Here is a 17,729-nt window from a genome sequence, read left to right as displayed (position 1 = left end):
AATGGCGAATCAGTTCGGCCGGCTCCGCAGCCGCCTGCTGACCCCGAGCATGAACGAGACGAAGCTGTCCACCCGCGGATTCCACGTGAAGAGTCCCGAGGCGCGCGAACGGCTCGAAACGGTCGGTGAGTCCTTCCTGACCGGCTACTCCTACGCCGCCGCGGCCTCCTCGACCGCGGATGCCGAGGTCCGGCTCGAGACCGTACCGCCGGAGTTCCGGGGGTTCGCGTACGAGGGCGCCGCCATGGGGATGGCGGTGCGCGACGGGCTGCCGATCGGCGGCAGCCGGCACGTGGAGCGCTTCCTGCGCGGCGAGGCATCGAAGCACGTGTACATGGCCTACGTGGGAGTGGGCTGGGCCATGGCCCGGATGCCGCGGTTGCGCTGGTCCCGGATGTACATCGCCGACCCGTTGCTGCGCTGGCTCGTGCTCGACGGCTACGGCTTCCACCAAGCGTACTTCCGCACCGACACCTACGTGCGCGGGCAGTACCAGGACCCCGACTTCGTCTGGCCCGGCGCCAAGCGGTCCCGGTACGCCAACCGGGTCATCGACCAAGGGATCGGCCGCGCCATATGGTTCGTCGGCGGGACGGACGTCGAGCGGATCACCGCGATGCTCGACGGGTTCTCCGAGGAACGGCACGCGGACCTGTACGCGGGCGCCGCACTGGCCGCCACGTACGCCGGGGGCGTCGGCAAGGCGGAACTGCAGCTCTTCCAGGAGCGGGCCGGCAAGCACCGGCAATGGGTCGCCCAGGGTTCCGCGTTCGCCGCCACCGCGCGCCTCCACGCGGGGCTGGGCAACGAACACACCGCCCTGGCCACCGAGGTGCTGTGCGGCATCACCCCCGAGCAGGCCATGGCCGTCTGCCAGGAGTCGCAGCCCGATCCCCGCGTGGACGGGGGCACGCCGGCCTACGAGGTCTGGCGCTGCCGGATAGCCGAGCGGGTCGCCGCCGGTGCGGAGGACCGAGCAGAGTGACCGCCACCCAGGCCCGAGCGGCCGGCACACGGCGGCGACTGCCGCCCGGACCCTCCCGACTCGCCACCTTCAAGCTGCTCAACATGCTGCTGCGCGACCGGCTCGCGCTCATGCGCACGGCCGCGGACGGCTACGGCGACGCGGTGCGGGTCGCGATCGGCCCCAAGACGCTCTACTTCTTCAACCACCCCGACTACGCCAAGTACGTGCTCGCCGACAACCCGGGGAACTACCACAAGGGCATCGGCCTGCACCAGGCCCGCCGGGCGCTCGGCGACGGACTGCTGACCAGCGAGGGCGAGCTGTGGCGGGAACAGCGAAGGGTGATCCAGCCCGCCTTCCAGGCCAAGCGGATCGCCGCCCAGGCCACCGTCGTGGCCGACGAGGCGGCGCGGATGGTCGGCCGGCTGCGCGCCAGAACCGGGGCCGGGCCGGTGGACGTCACCGCTGAGATGACCGAGCTGACCCTCGGAGTGCTCGGGCGCACCCTGCTCGACGAGGACCTCAGCGGTCACGCCTCGATCGGCCACGACTTCGAGGCCGTACAGGACCAGGCGATGTTCGAGGTCGTCACCCTCGGGGCGGTACCGCAGTTCCTGCCACTGCCCCAGCAACTCCGCTTCCGCGCCGCCCGGGCCCGGCTGCAGAAGGTGACCGAACAGCTGGCGGCGCACCGCGCCTCGCGCACCGGTGGAGACGCGGACGACGTGCTCTCCCGGCTGCTCGAATCCGTGCACGCCGAACAGGACCCGCGGGTGGGGCGGCGCAGACTGCGCGACGAGCTGGTCACCCTGCTGCTGGCCGGCCACGAGACCACGGCCAGCACTCTCAGCTGGGCCTTCCACCTCATCGATCAGAATCCCGAGGTGGCCGAACGGCTGCGCGACGAGGCCCAGAGCGTGCTCGGCGACCGGCTGCCGGAGTTCGCAGACCTGCAGCGGCTGACGTACACGACGATGGTGGTGGAGGAGACCATGCGGCTCTACCCGCCGGTGTGGATGCTCTCCCGGATAGCCCAGGGCCCTGACGTCATCGCCGGTTACGACATTCCGGCCGGTGCCGACGTGGTGGTGTGTCCCTACACGCTGCACCGCCATCCCGCGTTCTGGGAGCAGCCCGAACGCTTCGAGCCGGAACGCTTCGACCGGCAGCGGCGCGCGCAGCGCCCCCGCTACGCGTACATTCCGTTCGGCGCCGGGCCGCGCGTCTGCGTGGGGAGCCACCTCGGAATGATGGAGGCGGTCTTCGTGGTCGCGATGGTCATGCGCGAACTGCGCCTGGTGCTGCCGAAGGGCGTGCCCGTGGTGCCCGAGCCGATGCTCTCGCTTCGAGTGCGCGGCGGCCTGCGGATGTCCGTGCAGCGCGCCTGACGCCTCAGCGGACCAGGTGCCCGGGGCGGGGCCGCCCGGGTTCCCCGCTCCCCGCGCCGCACCACCGGGCCCTGATGCGTACCCGACCCCCGCCCACGCGCACCGAGGCGACCCGCGCCCGGGTCGCGCGCTCCGGGCCACCGAGCCGCTCGCCCACGCCTGCGTGCCCTGATGCCGTGTCCGGAACGTGGGGAAGCACCAGACGCCGCGGGCTGCTTCACGAAGATCCTCCGGACGGACCTCAGGGCTGCCTCCGGAGGATCTCTGCCATGTCCAACCCTCTTCCACTCGTTCTCATCGCCGTTCCCGCCGTGGTGCTGGCCTGCCAGGCCGGCGGCTGGGCCGCCCGCCGTCTCGGCCAGCCACCCGTCATCGGGGAGATGGCCGTCGGCATCCTCCTCGGCCCCTCCCTCCTCGGCTGGCTCGCCCCCGGCGTCCAGCACCTCCTGCTGCCGCCCGAGGTCCTGCCCTACACCTCCGTACTCGGCAACCTCGCCCTGCTCGTCTTCCTCTTCCTCATCGGCCTCGAACTCGACCTGCCCTCCTTGCGCGCCGGCCGCCGCGCCGTCGCCTCCGTCGCGACCGGCAGCATGGTGCTGCCCCTCGCGCTCGGCACCGTCCTCGCACTGGTGATGTACCCGGTCCTCGCCCCGCCCGGAGCGCAGCGCCTCCCCTTCGTCCTGTTCATCGCCACCGCGATGTCCATCACGGCCTTCCCCGTTCTCGCGCGGATCCTCACCGACAAGGGCCTGGCCACCACCCGCCTGGGCACCTTCGCGCTCGCCTGCGCCGCCGCCGACGACGCGCTCGCCTGGTGCCTGCTCATCGCGGTCACCTCCCTGGCCACCGCCGGTTCCCCTCTGGACGCCCTCGTCGCCCTCGCCCTGACCGCCACACTCACCGCCGCACTCGTGGCCGCGCGCCGCCTCGTGAAGCGGGGCCTGGAGCGCGCCGCCCGCACCTCCGACGAGCTGGTGACGGTGCTGCTGGTCGCCGGCCTGCTGCTGGCCGCGTGGGCCACCGACCGGATCGGGGTGCACCCCGCGATCGGCGCGTTCCTGGTCGGTGCGACCGTGCCGCGCGGGGTGCCGGCCGTCGAACGCGGCGCGGCCCGTCTTCAGGCCGTTGTTGTGCCGCTGCTGCTGCCGCTGTTCTTCGTCGACATCGGCCTGCGCACGGACCTCGCCGCTCTGCCGGGCGGCCAGTGGGGCTGGGCGGCGCTCATCCTGGCCGTCGCCGTGACAGGCAAGTGGCTCGGCGCCGCCGGAGCCGCCCGGCTCGCCGGCTGCGACTGGCGGTGGTCGGCGCTGATGGGAACCTTGATGAACTGCCGCGGAATCACCGAGATCGTCGTCCTCGGCATCGGCCTCCAACTCGGCGTCATCTCCACGAACCTCTTCACGATCATGGTCCTGATGGCCGTCGTGTCCACCGCCGCCACCGCGCCCCTGCTCGACCGGCTCATCCGCAACGCCCCCGGCCTCACCGCCCCGGCTCCGGCCGGTGAAACCGTGCCGCCCGGGGGCCCGGAGGCGACCCGGTGACCACGGTCATGTCAGCAAGCCGGAAGAAGCGAACCGAGCAGGCGTGGAGCAGTGTGTTGTGCTGGAAGTGTGGAGGCCGGCGCCGTTGGACCTCGCGGCGGACCGGAAGTTCCCGGCGGCCCCGAATCTCGGTGACCAGGGCGGCCGCCCCCTGATGGCCGCACGATGTGCACCGCCGAACTCCGGCAACCGCTTCTGCCACCCCTGAGATCTCCTCAGTTGAGAGACAACCAGGAAGGAACCCCCTATGGATCACTCCGGTATGCCTGGGATGGAGTCCACCGCTTCGACGGTGGACACCCTGGGCGCTGTTCTCTTCATCGGCTGGGCCGTCGCGATGTGGGCCGCCGTCGCCGTGCTCGCGGTGGGAAACCGGAAAGCGGTCAAGCCGTGGATGTACAAGGTCGCCGTAGGGCTCATAGGAGTCGGCGTGGTGGGCCAGGTGGGCCACTTCCAGGAACACGTCACACAGGCCGGCTACTGGATCGCCAACCCGTACGCTCCCGCGTGGATGACTCCGTGGGCTGACAGTTTCGCCCGAGGGATGGGCCAGGTCGACCCCGGCAAGCCCGCCCTCGGCATGGAGATCCTGCACCTGACCGGGAACTTCATCTTCCTCGCCGGACTGGTCGGCGTCGCGCAGGTCACGCACCGGGTGGCCGGACAGCTGAAGGCGCGCAAGTGGGCCAGGATGGGTGTCTGGATGCAGACTGCCCACGGCATCGAGCACATCGTGCTGACCGCTTCCGTGGCGATGGGCGCGAGCCGGGCCATCGGTCTGTCCACCTGGTTCGGCGCCATCGAGCCCGGCCCGGCACTGGTGACGTACCGGGTCTGGTGGCACTTCGTGGCCAACGCCGTGGGCACGGTCATCCTCGGGATCGCCGTCTACCACCTCTGGAAGGAGAGGCGTGCGGTCCAGGAGAAATACGGTGTCCTGGAACACGCGGAAGCCTCGACGACCCCGGTGGCCGGCTCCGAGGCCGGCTCCGCGGTCGGCTCCGAAATCGGCTCCGAGGCCGGCCCCGCGGTCGGCTCCGAAGCCGGTCCCGACGGCAGCTCCACGAGCGCACGCGAACCTGTGGGCCGTCTCTGAAAGCCGGTCCGTTCGGGCCTCCCGTGCCGGCCGGCCGGCACGGGAGGCAGCGGTCCGGGCCCGGACGCGGCCCGGACCGCTGCCTCCCGCCCCACCGCCGTGGCCGCCCGCGGCGGCTGCCCGGCCCCGGGTGGCGGGCCTACTCCCGCGCGAGGTCGGGTGCCCGCCAGCCGTCGAGGTCGTACTCGGCCAGGCAGCGATCGACGAACGCGCGGTACCCGTCCATCTGCCCGTCGCCGATCTGGCCGCGCAGCAACTCGATCCTGGTGTTCTCGTGGTTGCCGGAGTAGTTGCGCTCGTAGAGGTCGTGCCGGCCGCCGAACTCCGTGCCGATCGTGTCCCAGAGCAGCTTCATCACCTTGACCCGCTCGACGGCGTCGACGCCGTGCGAACCGCGCAGGTAGGTGTCCAGGTACGGCCGGATCTCCTCGTTGCGGAAGTCCTGCGCGCTGGAGGGCAGATAGATCAGTCCGCTCGCGACGTCCTGCAACACGATCTCCCGGACCCTGTTGTAGCCGACCTGGGAGAACCACCGGTACGCCATGACGTAGTCGGGGTTCGGCAGCACCGCGCCGTCCCGCCACTCCACCGGGTTGCGCGCCGCCGCGTCGGACAGCCCCCAGAACAGATTCCGCCAGGCGAGCACTTCGCCCAGCCTCGTCTGCACGCCGTGGAAGTCCGCGGCCCCGGTGATGTCCAGGGCCTTGGCCAGCAGGCCGGCCATGAACTCCAGCTTCACCGCGAGCCGTGTGCTGCCGTGGAACATGGCCCGCTCGACGAACCCGGAGTGCCCGCTGAACATGCCGACCTTGTTGACGTCCCCGTAGATGAACACGTTCTCCCACGGGATCAGTACCTTGTCCAGGACCAGGATGGAGTCGTTCTCGTCCAGCCGCGAGGACAGCGGGTAGTCGAACGGGCTGCCGGTCGACTCCGCCGCGGCGGAGTACGACTGGCGGCAGATCAGCTTCAGCCCGGGCGCGTCCATCGGCACCGTGGCCGCGATGGCGAACTTGCGGTCCTTGACCGGCAGGCCGGTGTGGGCGACGAAGTTGTAGTGCGTGAGCGCGGAGTTCGTCGCGACGACCTTCGCACCGCTCACGATCACGCCGCCGTCGGTCTCCCGCTCGACGTGCACGAACACGTCGCCGACCTCGTCCGGTCCCCGGTGCCGGTCCACCGGCGGGTTCACGATGGCGTGGTTCCAGTACAGGACCTTCTCCTGGGACTCCCGGTACCAGCGCCGCGCGTTGTCGGCGAAGGGGTTGTAGAAGTCCGCGTTCGCGCCGAGCGTGCCGAGCAGCGATGCCTTGTAGTCCGGGCTGCGCCCCATCCAGCCGTAGGTCAGCCTGGACCACGCCGCGATGGCCTGCTGGTCGGCGACCAGGTCGGCCGCACTGTGCGGTGTGGTGAAGAACCGGTGGGTGTAGCCGCCGGGGCCGCCGGCGTCGGTGGCGGTGGTGAGCACGTCACGGTGTTCCGGATCGTGCAGCGCGTTGTAGAGCCGGGCGATCATCCGCGCCGGATTGCGGAACGCCGGATGCGCGGTGACGTCGGCCACCCGTTCGCCGTAGATGTAGACCTCTCGGTCGTCACGGAGGCTCTCCAGGTACTCGGCACCGGTCAGCGGCCGGGTCGGCCCCGTCATCAGGGGGCCGCCGGTGCCGAGTGCGCGGACCGCTTGCCGTCGATGAACGCCGCCAGTTCGGCCACGGTCGGGTTATCGAACAGCTTGTTCACCGAGACCCCGACGCCGACCGCGGCACCGATCCGGTTGCACAGCCGGATCGCCTGCAGCGACTGGCCGCCGAGGTCGAAGAAGCTGTCGTCGATCCCCACCTCGGGCACCTCCAGCAGGGAGCTGAACATCGCGCACAGCTCCTGCTGGAGCGGCGTCCTCGGCGCCCGGGAGGCGACGACCTGGTCGAAGTCCGGTTCCGGCATCGCCTCGCGGTCCAGCTTGCCGTTGGCGGTCAGCGGCAGTGCGTCGAGCCGGACGAACGCCTTCGGTGTCATGTAGCCGGGCAGCTTCGTCCTGGCGTGTGCGCGCAGCGCCGCGAGGTCGAGCGTGCCCGACCCAGCCACGACGTAGCAGACCAGCTGCTTGTTCCCGTCCTCACTCGCGCGTGGCAGGACCACGACCTGCGTCAGCCCCGGATGGTCGGCCAGCGCCGCCTCCACCTCGGCCGGATCGACCAGGAAGCCGAGGATCTTCACCTGGCTGTCCTCCCGGCCGACGAACTCGACCGTGTCGTCGGCGGTCCGGCGGGCCATGTCGCCGGTCCGGTACATCCGGGATCCCGGCGGGCCGAACGGGTCGGCCACGAACCGCTCGGCGGTCAGGCCGGCCTGACCCTGGTAGCCGCGGGCGACGCCCTCGCCCGCGAGGTAGATCTCGCCGATGGCGCCGGCCGGCGCGGGCATGAGGCCCTCGTCCAGGACGTGGATGCCGACTCCGGTGAAGACATCGCCGACCGGAACGGCCTTGCCGAGCTCCGTGTCGCGGGTCATCGCACAGTGCGCCGAGAACACGCTTCCCTCCGTCGCGCCGTACATCGCGCGGATCACGATGTCGGGGCAGGCGTCGAGTACCCGGCGGACGGCCACCGGCGAGATCACGTCGCCGCCGGTGAGCACCTCGCGCACACCGGCCAGCGTCGCCGGGGCCTCTTCGGCGAACACCCGGAACAGACCGGCGGTCATATGGAGCCCGGTGATCTCGTACTTCACGATCAGCTCACGCACGACCGAGGGCTCCAGCCGGCCCGGGGGCGCGACGACCACCTGGCCGCCGTGCAGCAGCGGCATCCAGATCTCGTACGCGGACACGTCGAAGGCGTACGGCGCCAACTGCAGCACCCGCGCATGCCGTTCGACGTCCCACTGCGGATCCACCAGGAGCCGCACCACGTCCCGCTGGGTCACCGCGACGCCCTTGGGCCGGCCGGTGGAGCCCGACGTGTGGATCACGTAGGCCAGCTGATCGGGATGGATCGGCACCCGCGGACCGTCGGAGGGCTCCCCGGCGATCTCCGGATCGCGCACCGCGAGAACCGGAACCCGGTCGGGAACGCCGGCCAGGCGCATCGCGTCGTCCACGAGCAGCAGTTCGAGGCGGGCGCGGTCCACGATCCACTGCCGCCGGTCGGCGGGGTCGGCTTCGTGGACCGGTACGTAGACCCCGCCGGCCTTGAGGATCGCAAGGAGCGCGACCACCAGATCGGCCGACCGCGTCATCAGAACCCCGACGCGGTCCTCGCGGCCGACACCGAGCGCGATCAGCCGGTGCGCGAGCCGGCCGGCTCGCCGGTCCAGTTCCTGATAACTCAGAGCGGACCCCGTCACAGCCTCAAAAACGGCTGTCGCATGTGGAGTCCTGGCAACCTGCTCGGCGAACCGGGCGGGAATAGAAAAGGCTGTCATATGCCACTCTCCGCATAGCTCTGTGTATTCGACTGTCGTCATGAAGGAACATGCGTCGTATTCATGAGACCGGTCCCTCGCATTTCTTCATCACCATGCCCAAGGCGCGGGGCCGGATCGCCTCCGCGCTTGCTATACACAGATTCCGCTTGATCCGATGCGCAACTTCGGAGACGTTGGCGGTGTTCTTTCCTGGCACGATGAATGCCGGCCGTCCCCCATCGGTGCCACGAGGAGGAACCGGTGCTCGTTCATTTGGTGCTCGACGACGAGATCCAGCGGTACGTCCAGGACGTGTCGCTCCGCGAGGACGACATCGCGCGCGAGTTGCGGGCGGCGACCACCTCGCAGGTGTTCGAACACAACATGTCGGCCTCGCCGGAGCAGGGGCAGCTTCTCGGCTTCCTCGTCGGGCTGACGTCGGCCAGGACCGTCGTCGAGGTCGGGGTGTTCACCGGCTACAGCACGCTGTGCATGGCCCGCGCGCTTCCTCCGGGCGGCCGCCTCATCGCGCTCGACTTCAACGAGGAGTGGGCCGACATCGGGCGCCCGTTCTGGGAGCGGGCCGGCGTCGCCGACCGTATCCAGCTCGAACTGCGCCCGGCGGTCCGGACCCTGGACATGCTGCTGGCCGACGGCGCGGCCGGCACCGTGGACTTCGCCTTCATCGACGCCGACAAGGAGGGCTACCCGCTCTACTACGAGCGCTGCCTCGAACTGCTGCGGCCGGGCGGCCTGATGGTGATCGACAACGTCCTTCTGGCCGGCGACGTCGCGCGACCGGACTTCAGCGACCCGGAGGCCGACTCCATGCGTGCGCTGAACTCCATGCTGCTCGAGGACGAGCGAGTCGAGCTGAGCATGCTTCCCATCTTCGACGGCGTCACGCTGGCGTACAAGCGCGCCCGCGACTGAGATGTCCTCTCGCGTCAGGAGCGACGAATGACCTACAACGGCTCCCGGGCAGCGGCCGGCAGGCTGTCCGTGGCGGTGCTCGGCACCGGCCTCATCGGCATCGACCTGGTGGCCAAGATCATCCGGTCCGGCCGTCTCGATCTGGGGCTGGTCGTGGGCCGCGACGAAGCCGCGCCGGGACTGCGGCGGACGGCCGCGCTGGGCGTGCCGGTCTCGGCCCGGGGGGTGGAGGCCCTGGTGGACGCCGAGCGCCCCTTCGACCTGGTCTTCGACGCCACCAGCGCGGCCTCCCACGCTCAGCACGTGGAGAAACTCCTGCCGCTGGGCACGACGCTGATCGACCTGACGCCGAGCCGGAACGGGCAGATGATCATCCCGACCGTCAACCGGGCGGACATCCACGCCCACCGCGACCTGAGCATGGTGAGCTGCGGCGGTCAGGCGTCGGTGCCGATCCTGCACGCGATCACGCGGGCGCACCGGGTCGACTACATCGAGGTGGTGACGACCTGTGCCACCCTGAGCATCGGTCGCGGGACACGCATGAACCTCGACGAGTACGTCGAGACCACGCAGGAGGCGATCCGCAGCTTCACCGGTGTCGGGGACGTCAAAGTGATGCTCAACATCAGCCCCGCGCGGCCGCCGGCGACCTTCCGGGTCGCGATGTCCCTGCTGGGCCCGGATCTCACCACCGAATCGGTGTCCTCGCTGGTGGCGGGAGCCGCGGACGAAGTCCGCTCCTACGCCGGAGGCTTCACGGTGAAGGCGTGCACCGTGAACGACGGCAAAGCGTTCATCTCCGTCGAGGTCGCGTCGTCCGGGGACCGCATCCCGCGGTACGCCGGGAATCTCGACATCATCAACTCCGCCGCGATCCTCGTCGCGGAGAACTACGCGGCGGAACGGCTCTCGATGGCAGGCGTGGGGGATTCATGACCGAGGCGACGGAACCGGAGACCCCGGGCAAGCCGATCCAGATCCACGACCCGAGTCTGCGGGACGGCCACCACGCCGTCCGGCACCGCCTCGGCGCGGACCAGCTGCGCGCGTACGCCCGGGCGGCGGACGCCGCGCGCGTTCCGGTGGTCGAGGTCGGCCACGGCAATGGGCTGGGCGCGTCCTCGCTTCAGGTCGGCCTCGCCAGGCTCGACGACGACGAGATGCTGTCGATCACCAGGCAAGCCCTGACCAACAGCCGGCTCGGCGTCTTCCTGCTGCCGGGCTGGGGCACGGTCCAGGACATCGAGAACGCCATCGCGCACGAGGTCGACCTGGTCCGCATCGGCACGCACTGCACCGAGTCGTCCCTGGCCGAACGGCACCTCGGCTTCCTGCGCGACGAGGGTGTCCAGGCGCACGGCGTCCTCCTGATGAGCCACATGGCGACCCCGGACCAGCTCGCCGAGGAGTGCGCGCGGCTGGTCGAGTACGGTGCCACCGGTGTGGGCATCCTCGACTCCGCCGGCCACTACCTCCCGCCCGACGTCACCGAGCGCATCCGGGCCATCCGCGCCGCCGTCGACGTACCGGTGATATTCCACGGCCACAACAACCTGGGCATGGCCGTGGCGAACTCCGTCGCGGCCGCCGACGCGGGAGCGGACATCCTGGACGCGTGCGCGAGGGGTTTCGGGGCCGGCGCGGGCAACACCCAGCTGGAGGTGCTGGTGCCGGTGCTGGAACGGCTCGGGTACCGGACCGGCATCGACCTGTACGGGCTCCTGGACGCGGCGGACATCGCCGAACGGGAACTGATGCCCGCGCCGCCCACGATCGACTCCCTCTCCGTCGTCAGCGGCCTGGCCGGAGTGTTCTCCGGGTTCAAGACCCGCGTACTCGACGTCGCCGCGCGCGAAGGAGTCGATCCGCGCGATGTCTTCTTCGAACTGGGCAGGCGCCAGGCGGTCGCAGGTCAGGAGGACCTCATCGTGGATGTCGCGCTGGCCCTGCGGGGCGCGGGGCTCGGGGACGAGCCGTGACCGGTGGCCCGGACGGCGCCGCGGACCGGGCGGTCATCTGCGGGATCGGATACCGGCTGCCGGACCGGATCGTCACCAACGCCGAGCTGGGCGCGCGTCTGAACACGCCGGACGAATGGATCGTGGACCGGACCGGGATCTCCCGGCGCCGCTGGGTCGAACCGGGCGAGACGACATCCGACCTCGCGGTCCGGGCGGGCCGGGCGGCCCTCGAATCGGCCGGCGGCGGGCAGATCGACGCGCTCGTGCTGGCCACCACCACCCCGGACCGGCGCTGCCCGGCGACCGCGCCGGAGGTTGCCGCGCGCCTCGGCCTCGGCGGTGTCGCGGCCTTCGACGTCTCCGCCGTGTGCACCGGATTCCTCTACGGCCTGGCGACCGGGGCGGGTTTCATCGCGGCGGGGCTGGCCGAACGCGTCCTGGTGATCGCAGCGGAAGCGTTCTCCACCCTGCTCGACCCGGACGACCGGACGACCCTGCCCATCTTCGGCGACGGGGCCGGCGCGGTGGTGCTGCGGCGCGGCCGGGCCGACGAGCCGGGAGCGGTCGGCCCGCTGGTCCTGGGCAGCGACGGCGAGCGCGGCGAGCTGATCACGGTCGAGGCCGGCGGCGCGCGTCGGCCGTTGACCGGGCCGGCCCCCGACGACGGTTCGCAGTACTTCCGGATGCGGGGCCGCGAGGTGTTCCGGCAGTCGGTCGAGCGGATGAGCGCGGCCGGCACCGAGGCGCTGGACCTGGCCGGCTGGCAGCTGGGCGACGTCGACCGCGTCGTCACCCACCAGGCGAACGCGCGCGTCAGCGCCGCGCTGGCCCAGCGGCTCGGCCTGCGCCGGGACCTGATGGCACAGAACATCCGCGACGTCGGCAACACCGCCGCCGCCTCGATCCCGGTCCTGCTCGCCCAGGCGACGGCGGACGGAAGCATCGAACCGGGCCACCGGCTGCTGCTCGTCGCCTTCGGCGGCGGCCTCACCTGGGGCGCCACCACGCTGACCTGGCCACACCTCGAACTCCACGATGCGTAGGGCATCGGAGAGCCACCGGACACCGGAGGACGCAATGTACGAGCGGCTGAAGGCAATCATGGTCGATGTCCTGCTGCTGGAATCCGGCAGAGTACGACCGGACGCCACACTCGAACAGGCGGGCGTGGACTCACTCACCGTTGTCGAGCTGTCTCTGGTGCTCAGCCAGCACCACGGCATCGAGATCTCCGACGACGAGCTGATCGAGCTCGACACGGTGGCGGACATCGCCGCGCTCATGGAGCAGCGGACCCCGCCTCCGGCGTCTCCCGCCGACGGCCGCGGCGGGGCGGTGGCAGCCGCCCCGCCACAGGCTCAGGTCCGCAGGTAGGAGGCGCCGTTCAGGTCGAGGACGGCGCCGCTGGCCCACTCGGCCTGAGCGGACGCCAGGTAGAACACGGCAGCGGCGATCTCGTCCGGCTCCCCGACACGGCCGAACGGGCTCTGCGCCCTGATCTCGTCGCCGCCCGGCGGCTTGAGCCACTCCGTGGTCATATCGGTGGCCACGAACCCGGGCGCCACCGCGGAGACCGCGATCCGGTACGGCGCGAGCGCGAGCGCGAGCGACTGGGTCAAGGAGTTCAGACCCGCCTTGCCGGCCCCGTACGCGGGCACGTCCGGCTCGCCTCGGAACGCGCCCCGCGACGAGACGTTGACGATCCGCCCACCGCCGTCCCGCTCCTTCATGTGCCTGACCGCGCACCAGGTCACGTTGGCCGCGCCGACCAGGTTGACCGCCAGCGTCGCGCGCCACTGCTCCTGCCAGGTCGCGTAATCGACCTCGGTGATCGGGTGTGCGGTGAAGACGCCGGCGTTGTTCACCAGGACGTCCAGGCCGCCCAGCCGGGTGACGGCCGAATCCACTGCCGCGAGTACGGCGTCGCCGTCGGTCAGGTCGGCCTGGACGGCGACGTGCCCGTTGCCGTCGAGTCCGGCCACCAGCTTCTCGGCGGCCTCAACCGGCACCCGGTCCAGGATCGCCACCCGGTCACCGGCCTTCGCGAACCGACGCGCGATGGCCCACCCGATTCCCCGGGCCGCCCCGGTCACGAGAACCGCGCGCCCTCCGTTCGACTCACTCACGTTCTCGGCCATGAGTCAGACCCCTCTCGCCAGCCTGTCGGCGGCATCGGCTATGACATCGTCGGGAAGGGAGAAGCACACGCGGATGTACGGACGGTCCGGTGGGTTCAGGTAGAACGCTTCTCCGGGCACGGTTCCCACGAGGCTTCGCCGGAGCAGGACCTCGGTCGCCTCCGTCCCCGTAGCCACTCCCAGTCGGGAGCAGTCCACGAACAGGAAGTAGGAGCCGTCCGGTTCGTTGGGCGACAACCCGGCGGCGGCGAAGCCTTCCGTCAGGACGCGGCGCTTGCGGTCGTACATCTCGCGCAGCCCGCGATAGTAGTCGTCGCCCAGCCTCAGTGCCCGCGCGCCGAGTTCCTGGAGCGGAGCCGGCGGGCAGACGACGAGCGACTCGGCCGCGACCCTGACCGCGTTCATCAGCCGTTCCGGGCCGCAGGCGTAACCGAGCCGCCATCCGGGAACGCTGAACGACTTCCCCAGCGACGACACCGTCACCGTGCGCCTGCCGAGATCGCCGACGGTCGCCGGGGCGATGTGCGGGGTCGAGCCGAAGTAGATGTCCTCGTAGACCTCGTCGGTGATGACGAGCAGATCGTGCTCCTGCGCGACGGCCGATATCGTCATGAGTTCGGCCGTGGTGAGCCGTCGCCCGCTCGGGTTGTTCGGCGTGCAGACGATCATCGCTCGGGTGCGGTCGGTGACGGCCGATCGCAGCGCCTCGTCGGTGACCTCGAATCCCGGGCCGAAGAGCCGGACCGGCTCCGCTCGCAGACCGAGCACCCCGAGAGCGGTCGGATAGTTGCCGTAGAAGGGTTCGAACAGGAGTACGCCGTCTCCCGGGTTGAGCAGCGCCGTGAGCGTGGCCATGAGGGCGCCGGTCGCGCCGACCGTGGCCACGATCTGAGTCACCGGATCGACGCTGAGCCCGCTGTACTTCTTCAGTTTGCCGGCGACAGCCTCGCGAAAGGCGGCGGTTCCCTCGGGCGCGCTGTAGGAATGGCCGATGTCACGGAAATCCCGCGCGCCTTCCGCCAGCAGCGAAGGAGGCGGTGGAACCCGGCAGAGTCCCTGTGCGATGTTGATGGCACCGAGCTCCTGACAGCGCACCGTCATAGCGGTGATCGAGGACTCCTGCAGGTTCCGCATCCGGTCGGCGATCTCGATCATCGCCGGGCCTCGGTGGTCAGCGTGTCCAGGAGCCGGTCGAGCTCCGCGACGGTGGGCGCGTCGAAGATTTCGTTGATCGATATCTCCACGCCGGCCGCCGGGCCGACGCGGCTGGCGATCAGCATGGCGTCGATGGACTCGCCGCCCATCACGAAGAAGTCGTCGTCCAGTCCCCACCGGGGCCTGGCGAGCACCTCCGCGAAGACCGTGCACAGCGCTTCCTGACGGGCCGATCCCGGCGACCGGTAAGGCACCAGCCCCCGCAGATCCGGCACCGGCAGCGCCTGCGGCCGCGGTGCCCCGCCGGCGTCCACCGGAATCGCATCGACAACCACCACAGCCGCCGGCACCGCCGTACCGGGCAACGCCCCCCTCAGGAGCCGATGCAGCACGGCCAGATCGAAACCGGGACCACCCGGCACCACATAGGCCACATGCACCTGGCCCACGGAATCCCGCACATGCGCCAGGACCGCGGCATCCGCGAGATCGGGGCAGGCGGCCAGCACGTCTCGCACATCCTGGAGCGCGGCAACAGCCATCAGTCGCTCACCTTCCACGCAGGCTCCGAGCATTCCCCCACAGCCTTCGCAAGCCCGGCCCCGCCGACAAGCTCCCAGATTGCTCAACGACAAAGCGTTCGCACCGGATCGGTGGCCGCTTCCCGGGCACCTTTCAGAATGCTGAATCGCTGAGGACGGGTTCGGTATGCGGCCGCATCTCCCAGAATGCGGCCGCAAAGGAGCAGGGCTTCCCACGGGCGGGTTCGCAAATACCCTGGCGTCGGGAAACAGGCGCCGTCCCAAGGGAGTAGTGATGACCACCGAGGATGTAACGGGCCAGGAAAGCGGGACCAGGACCGCGCACCGGACCTGCCCGCTGTGTGAGGCAGGCTGTGCCCTGCGGCTCGACCTGGACGACGCCGGCCGCGTCCTGCGGGTCACCGGGGACGAGCGCGACCCCTTCTCCAAGGGATACATCTGTCCCAAGGGCGCGGTGCTGGGAAAGCTGGACGAGGACCCCGACCGGCTGCGCAGACCCTTGCTGCGCCGGGACGGCGAGTTACGGGAGGTCAGCTGGGAGGAGGCGTTCGCCGCGGTGGACGCGGGCCTGTCCGAGGTGATCAGCAGGCACGGCCGGGACGCGGTCGCGCTGTACTTCGGCAACCCGACGTTCCACACCATCGGCGCATACCTCTACCGGCAGGCGATCACCCAGGCCCTGGGTTCGAGGAACGTGTACTCGGCCAGTACCGCGGACCAGATGCCCAAGCAGGTCGCCGGCGGCCTGATGTTCGGCGACGCGATGGCGATCGGGGTGCCGGACCTGGACCACACCGACCACCTGCTGATACTGGGCGCGAACCCGGTGGAGTCCAACGGCTCGCTGTGCGCGGCCCCGGACTTCGCCGGGCGTCTCAAGGCCCTGCGGAGGAGGGGTGGGAAGCTGGTGGTCGTCGACCCCCGGCGCACCCGCACCGCCGCGCTGGCCGACGAGCACCTGTCCGTCCGGCCCGGCACCGACCCGCTGCTGCTGATGGCCATGGTGCACACCGTGCTGGACGAGGGCCTGGAGCGGACGGGCCTGGAAGTCTCCGGGCTGGAGCAACTGCGCGAGCTGGCCCGCGGCTTCCCGCCGGAGTCCGTGGGGCCGGTGTGCGGGATCGCGCCGGAGACCATCGTGCGGACGGCCCGCGAGCTGGCCGCGGCACCCACGGCCGCGGTCTACGCACGGATCGGGACGTGCACGACACGGTTCGGCACGGTGGCGCAATGGCTGGTCGACGTACTCAACACCCTGACGGGCAACCTGGACCGCAGGGGCGGTGTGATGTTCGCCGAGACGGCGGCGCTGGAGATCTTCCGGACGGGCCCGGCGTTCTCGACCGGAAAGTGGCACAGCCGGGTCCGGGGACTGCCGGAGGTGCTCGGAGAGCTCCCGGTCGCGACACTGGCCGACGAGATCGAGACACCGGGCGAGGGGCAGGTCCGGGCGCTGGTGGTGGTCGCCGGGAACCCGGCGTCCTCGGCCCCCAACGCACCCCGGCTGGCCCGGGCCGTCGAGGGCCTGGAATTCGTGGTCTGCGTCGACCCGTACCTGAACGAGACGACGCGCCTGGCCGACGTGATCCTGCCGCCGCCGCGGACGCTCCAGAGCCCGCACTTCGACTTTCTGGTGCAGATCATCATGGTGCGCAACTACGCGCGCTACTCCCGTGCGATCCTGCCGCTGGACGACGACCAGCGTTCCGAGGCCGAGATCCTGGCCCGGCTGACGCTGATCACCGCCGGGCTCGGCGCCGGCGCCGAGCCCGCCCGCGCCGAGGAGATGTTCCTCGACCAGCTCGGCATCACCGGGGAGGCGGCCGGCGCACTCGACGGGGAGGACGGCACCGAGAAGATCCTGGACGCACTGCTGCGCGCCGGCGGCTACGGCCTGTCGCTCAAGGCACTGCTCGACGCGCCGCACGGCCTGGACCTGGGCGCCCTGCGACCACGCCTGCCGGCCCTGCTCCGCACCCCCGACAGCCGCGTGGACCTGGCGCCGCCGCAACTCGTCGCGGAGGCCGAACGGCTCCGCACCTGCCTGGACGCCGAGCCGCCGGAGTTCGTGCTCATCGGCCGCCGCCAACTCCGGTCGAACAACAGCTGGCTGCACAACGTGAAGGAGCTGCGCGGCGGCACCAACCTCTGCACGCTCCAGATTCACCCGGGCGACGCCACCCGGCTCGGCCTGGACGCCACGACGCCGGTGCTCATCGGCTCGACGGTAGGCGAGCTGACGGTGCCGATCGAGATCACCGACACGATCATGCCCGGCGTGGTGAGCCTGCCGCACGGCTGGGGCCACCAGGGCCTCCCGCAGACGGTGGCGCGCCGGGACCCCGGGGTGAACGCGAACACCCTGACCGACGATGCGGTGCTGGACGGGGTCTCGGGGACCGCGGTGTTCAACGGCGTGCCGGTGACGGTGCGGGCCGCGCCCCAGGGGCAGGGAACGTAGGGCCGCGCGGCCCGGGGCCGGCCGGACCGGCGAAGACCCGCCGGACCGGCCCGAGCCGGCCCGCGCGAGCTGAGGGCTGCCCCGTAATCCCAGGTGCGGCCCCCCGGCGGCGGCCGGCGCACCGGCCCCATCTCTC

At 70.9% G+C, this 17,729-nt stretch carries 15 protein-coding genes; 10 read left to right on the top strand and 5 right to left on the bottom strand.

Annotated features, from left to right (window positions below):
• Position 1 precedes the first annotated feature (1 nt).
• The 4 genes from E6R18_RS08510 (at position 2) to E6R18_RS08495 (ending at position 4,995) form a co-directional block, all read left to right on the top strand.
• Complete coding sequence (locus E6R18_RS08510) at positions 2 to 985, top strand: DUF1702 family protein (RefSeq protein ID WP_136316243.1); 984 nt, start codon at positions 2 to 4, stop codon at positions 983 to 985.
• Positions 982 to 2,355 carry a cytochrome P450 gene (locus E6R18_RS08505; RefSeq protein WP_136316242.1) on the top strand — a complete coding sequence of 458 codons (1,374 nt, stop codon included), beginning with the start codon at positions 982 to 984 and terminating at the stop codon, positions 2,353 to 2,355. The genes E6R18_RS08510 and E6R18_RS08505 overlap by 4 nt, the downstream gene beginning before the upstream one ends.
• 269 nt (positions 2,356 to 2,624) lie before the next feature.
• Positions 2,625 to 3,899, top strand: coding sequence for a cation:proton antiporter (locus tag E6R18_RS08500; RefSeq protein ID WP_136316241.1), 1,275 nt, complete (start codon positions 2,625 to 2,627; stop codon positions 3,897 to 3,899).
• A gap of 247 nt (positions 3,900 to 4,146) precedes the next feature.
• Positions 4,147 to 4,995 carry a DUF6008 family protein gene (locus tag E6R18_RS08495; protein WP_240799647.1) on the top strand — a complete coding sequence of 283 codons (849 nt, stop codon included), beginning with the start codon at positions 4,147 to 4,149 and terminating at the stop codon, positions 4,993 to 4,995.
• A 139-nt stretch (positions 4,996 to 5,134) separates the two neighbouring features.
• Here the strand turns inward: E6R18_RS08495 and E6R18_RS08490 are convergent, their stop codons facing one another.
• Entirely contained in the window at positions 5,135 to 6,643 is a 1,509-nt protein-coding gene (locus E6R18_RS08490) for a 4-hydroxyphenylacetate 3-hydroxylase N-terminal domain-containing protein (protein ID WP_136316240.1), read from the bottom strand.
• On the bottom strand, positions 6,643 to 8,418 hold the full coding sequence (locus tag E6R18_RS08485) for a non-ribosomal peptide synthetase (RefSeq protein WP_136316239.1): 1,776 nt from the start codon (positions 8,416 to 8,418) through the stop codon (positions 6,643 to 6,645). Before E6R18_RS08485 ends, E6R18_RS08490 begins: the two co-directional genes overlap by 1 nt.
• Before the next feature lie 243 nt (positions 8,419 to 8,661).
• Between E6R18_RS08485 and E6R18_RS08480 the strand changes: the two genes are divergently transcribed.
• Genes E6R18_RS08480 through E6R18_RS08460 form a run of 5 tightly spaced genes read left to right on the top strand, consistent with a single transcriptional unit; the run spans position 8,662 to position 12,671 of the window.
• On the top strand, positions 8,662 to 9,333 hold the full coding sequence (locus E6R18_RS08480) for a class I SAM-dependent methyltransferase (RefSeq protein WP_136316238.1): 672 nt from the start codon (positions 8,662 to 8,664) through the stop codon (positions 9,331 to 9,333).
• A gap of 27 nt (positions 9,334 to 9,360) precedes the next feature.
• Positions 9,361 to 10,272: an acetaldehyde dehydrogenase (acetylating) gene (locus E6R18_RS08475; protein ID WP_136316237.1), complete on the top strand. Its 912-nt coding sequence runs from the start codon at positions 9,361 to 9,363 to the stop codon at positions 10,270 to 10,272.
• A complete protein-coding gene (gene dmpG, locus E6R18_RS08470; RefSeq protein ID WP_136316236.1) occupies positions 10,269 to 11,315 on the top strand; it encodes a 4-hydroxy-2-oxovalerate aldolase in 1,047 nt (348 codons plus the stop codon). The genes E6R18_RS08475 and dmpG overlap by 4 nt, the downstream gene beginning before the upstream one ends.
• Positions 11,312 to 12,340: a beta-ketoacyl-ACP synthase III gene (locus E6R18_RS08465; protein ID WP_136316235.1), complete on the top strand. Its 1,029-nt coding sequence runs from the start codon at positions 11,312 to 11,314 to the stop codon at positions 12,338 to 12,340. Before dmpG ends, E6R18_RS08465 begins: the two co-directional genes overlap by 4 nt.
• Before the next feature lie 34 nt (positions 12,341 to 12,374).
• Positions 12,375 to 12,671, top strand: a complete 297-nt coding sequence (locus tag E6R18_RS08460) for an acyl carrier protein (protein ID WP_136316234.1) — start codon at positions 12,375 to 12,377, stop codon at positions 12,669 to 12,671.
• Here the strand turns inward: E6R18_RS08460 and E6R18_RS08455 are convergent.
• Genes E6R18_RS08455 through E6R18_RS08445 form a run of 3 tightly spaced genes read right to left on the bottom strand, consistent with a single transcriptional unit; the run spans position 12,656 to position 15,132 of the window.
• Complete coding sequence (locus E6R18_RS08455) at positions 12,656 to 13,435, bottom strand: SDR family oxidoreductase (protein ID WP_136316233.1); 780 nt, start codon at positions 13,433 to 13,435, stop codon at positions 12,656 to 12,658. The genes E6R18_RS08460 and E6R18_RS08455 overlap by 16 nt on opposite strands.
• Before the next feature lie 3 nt (positions 13,436 to 13,438).
• Positions 13,439 to 14,590, bottom strand: coding sequence for a pyridoxal phosphate-dependent aminotransferase (locus tag E6R18_RS08450; RefSeq protein ID WP_136316232.1), 1,152 nt, complete (start codon positions 14,588 to 14,590; stop codon positions 13,439 to 13,441).
• Positions 14,587 to 15,132 (bottom strand): phosphopantetheine-binding protein, encoded by a 546-nt coding sequence (locus E6R18_RS08445; protein ID WP_168712300.1) that lies wholly within the window; start codon positions 15,130 to 15,132, stop codon positions 14,587 to 14,589. The genes E6R18_RS08450 and E6R18_RS08445 overlap by 4 nt, the downstream gene beginning before the upstream one ends.
• Before the next feature lie 274 nt (positions 15,133 to 15,406).
• On the opposite strand from E6R18_RS08445, the gene E6R18_RS08440 reads away from it, so the two are divergent.
• Complete coding sequence (locus tag E6R18_RS08440; protein WP_136316230.1) at positions 15,407 to 17,593, top strand: molybdopterin-dependent oxidoreductase; 2,187 nt, start codon at positions 15,407 to 15,409, stop codon at positions 17,591 to 17,593.
• Positions 17,594 to 17,729: the final 136 nt, after the last annotated feature.

It is taken from the genome of Streptomyces sp. A1277, assembly GCF_004795015.1.
GTDB lineage: Bacteria > Actinomycetota > Actinomycetes > Streptomycetales > Streptomycetaceae > Streptomyces.
Note: the sequence above shows the minus strand (reverse complement) of the source record. Positions and strands in the feature narration are given on the sequence as shown.